The 3,401-nt window shown below is 40.0% G+C and carries 3 protein-coding genes; 1 reads left to right on the forward strand and 2 read right to left on the reverse strand.

Going from position 1 to position 3,401, the window contains the following annotated elements; genetic code table 11:
* Window positions 1-659: 659 nt before the first annotated feature.
* Window positions 660-1,073, forward strand: coding sequence for a hypothetical protein (locus VGE44_RS13795; RefSeq protein WP_331080084.1), 414 nt, complete (start codon window positions 660-662; stop codon window positions 1,071-1,073).
* 270 nt (window positions 1,074-1,343) lie between these two features.
* Here the strand turns inward: VGE44_RS13795 and VGE44_RS13800 are convergent, their stop codons facing one another.
* On the reverse strand, window positions 1,344-1,880 hold the full coding sequence (locus tag VGE44_RS13800; protein WP_331080087.1) for a hypothetical protein: 537 nt from the start codon (window positions 1,878-1,880) through the stop codon (window positions 1,344-1,346).
* Between the two features lie 278 nt (window positions 1,881-2,158).
* Window positions 2,159-3,401: hypothetical protein (locus VGE44_RS13805; protein WP_331080089.1), on the reverse strand; the 1,243-nt coding region annotated here is incomplete at its 5' end.

Raw genomic sequence — 3,401 nt, forward strand, 5'->3', positions numbered from 1 at the left:
CCTGGGACTCGATTTCAGGAACGGCAACAGGTACTGAGAAAGAATCGATTAATGTCCTGCTTGTAATTGGTTGCTGCTTAGGATTAGGCGCATTCTTTCTTTATTATTTTACTGTGAAGCATGTGGAATTGATCGTTGAGGATGAGGCTATGAATGAAAGAGGCTAATTGGATTAGGATTGGGTTGGATTAAAGGATTTTAGGATTAAAAAGTAATAAGGGTAGTTCAGACAATGAATTAGATAAACTGTCTGAGCTAGGATTAGTAGGATTAAAGGATTTTAAGATTAAGGGATTGGTAGGATTAAAGGTAAGTCGGGGAATTAGACTTACGAATTTACCTGGGTATTTTGCAAGATAAATTCGTCAATCACATCTTGATTGAACGACCCGATAGCTATCGGGTGACGAAATCTACTTTCCGCTCGGTAAGGTGATTTCGTAAGTCGGGTAGTTCAGTCAATGAATTAGAAAAACTGTCTGAGCTAGGATTGGTAGGATTATAGGATTTTAGGATTCAAACGTAACTCGGGTCGGGAAATTCAGGCCGCAGAATATACATGTATAGATTAATATAAGATTATCAAATTGTCAAATCTGCTTCCAGGCCTTTAAACACGCAAATCTATTGATAGATTGCGGACAATTAAAATCTTATAAATGAAGAGATCCGCATCTGTTTTCCTTATTCTTTTAGTTTTCAGTTCATGCGACAAAGAGAGTGCTGGTAATCCCAATCTGCATGGCAGCTGGGAATCAACAACAACTGACCTTACATTAACCTTTAGGGATGGGAGATTTGAAGCAGTGCACGACTACCTTCCATCAAATTCCGGATATTTAATCTACAGAGGCAGCTACACTTTGGATGGAAGCAATATTTATTTAACTCCGGAACAAGCTGAAGCGTTTGACCATGTGCATATGAGTGTGCCTATAATTGTTGTATATCAGAACACTGTAAGTCAACACTTTAAATTCAAGATTAGAGGAGAAACAGTTGAAATGACCAAAGCTGATGAAGTAGTTGAGGAAATGGTAATTCCTAATGGAATATACTCAAAAAAATACTGAAATTGAACCTCTTCGGGTAGGTCCTCGAATAATCTTGCATTTCCTATGAATGCTTTCAGCTCACCACTTTGTTTTGTTGCGAAATTTGAAATGTAAGTGTTTTTATGTAAGTCTGATCCTCATTTCCCGATCGTCGGTGAATCCTAAAATATTACAGACCATCCTTCTTATATGAAAAAGCCATTTCGTAAAAAAAGAGGGGTCACCAAGTCTAATTTTCTAAAACCTATAGTTAACTGAATACACAGCCATACTGGTAACTTCTGAAAGCTATTGCGATAATTTCAGGAAAAATTTACCCTCAGAAATAGATCTTGTCGGTGGTTCGCTCACCGATTGTATATTGGAATTTACAAGTGTACCATGAAACGTACCCTTAATGTATTCAGAGGTAACCTGCGTAAAACTTATAGTAACAAGCTGTACATTATTCGTGGTATTCGCGGTAAAATATGAGTTCGTGTTTGGAGAACCTTGCCAATTGAGGCTGGCAAAAGGTTTTGTGCCTACCGGACCAATGTTGGTATATGTATCAATACCTTTTGACCTGGGAGCATTGACCATAATCTGCATCATTTCAGAATGTACGTCCTCGGATAAGCTTGCAGTTCCTATAAATGCTATCAGCTCGCCACTTTGTTTTGTTGCGAAATTTGAAATGTAAGTGTATTTATATTCTTTGAGAATACCATCAACTCTAAAACGGATATAGTAGGCAGTTTCTCCAGACTCTTTTTTACATCCTGATAAAACAAGCATCACTGTTATTATCAGAATTGACCACAGGTACTTGAACAGATTCTTCATTTGCCCAGACGATCGTATATAACCTAAATATAAAAAATATTACCATAATGTAAGTCTGATCCTCATCTCCCGATCGTCCGGATACCTTAAAATATTACCAACAATCCCTTTTATAGAGAAATGAAAGTCATTTCGAAAAAAAAGAGAAACTAAAGAGCTTTAAATTTATTATAAAGAAACCCGTAAAATTAGGTCCCAAAAAATCAATGATCGACCGATTTAGTTCAGTAAATAAACTGGTCTTGATCTGCAAGTAATAGGGCTATAATATCTTTTTTCTATCGGAAACTATAACCAAGAGATAAGCCCGCCCACGATCTCAAGCGCCGGTCAAGGTAAGTTGGTGTCCACATCGCACGTAAGAGTAAGCCCTCTCTGAGCGGTTGCAGGCGGTAACCAAGATTAAAAATGGCAGCAACATCCAGGTCGGGTCCCTGAGTAGATTTATTTACTATAAACGAAGGGGTAAGGCCTAAGCCTGTTTCAATGCCGCTACGTTCATTCCGAAAGATATAATTATAAGAAAGCGGAACTGACAAATGGGTACCAGGCTCATTGTTCTCGTAGGATGTACCCGTGTAACCCACTCCTATCCCGAAACCCGGTCCGTCATTTCTTCCGGGCCTTAAACGCATATCAAAATTCCCGGAGAGGCCGCGGCCATTGCCCCCTCCCTCAACAAAAATCGCTTTCCGATATTTTCCGGGCGGTGCCTTAGCCACAAGCTCCTTTTGTTTCTTTTCCTTCGGTGGGGGCAGAAGGATTTTTTTATTAAGACTATACCCGACCGATATGCCAGGCCAGAAGGGAGGATAAAAATAGCCCTTTCCGATATACATAAACGAATTGGTTGCTCTAAGCACCAAGCCCCGCGTGGCCTGATAACGATACCCTACAGTTAGCATTTCTGCTGACGTTAATTTGGGATGAGCTTCATCCGCATCCAAATCAATGAAGTAATTCTCGTTACCCGAAACATTATACAGAAGAGTAATTCCCAGGCCGCTTTCAAAACCGTGCTTTCTTTGGCCAACAATATAGTTGATCCCCAGAGGTACCATTATATAATCGTCGAAATATTTATCCGGCAGCATGCCTGCTCCCGCCCTGATACCAAAACCATCATTTCTGTTTCTCTTGAGGCGCATATCGTAGTTCGCGGTCAATGTCAAGCCATTTCCAGCTAATTCGGCAAAAACGACCATCCGGTGTTTTCCGTCTAAGGGCGAAACCTGGATTTTATCCGGTCCGTCAATATTTTTTGAAAAATTATATTTATAAATCAGATCCAGGCCGAAAAAACCAGGACGTGTATTGAATGTCCCCTTATACATTTTGTCATTCATCTGAACTTGTAAAATCCCTGCTCCTATTGGTTTCAGTCCAAAACTCTTCCTTAAACCAAATACTAAGCTGCTCCCCGAACCTAAGTTTCTTTCTATTCCTATGGAGGAAGCGATGTTCAGATCGAACCTATGACCTGTTGCGGGGATGTCCACCAGCAGATCAGCCGGCAAAGTA

The organism is Daejeonella sp. (assembly GCF_036405355.1).
Taxonomy (GTDB): Bacteria; Bacteroidota; Bacteroidia; order Sphingobacteriales; family Sphingobacteriaceae; genus Daejeonella.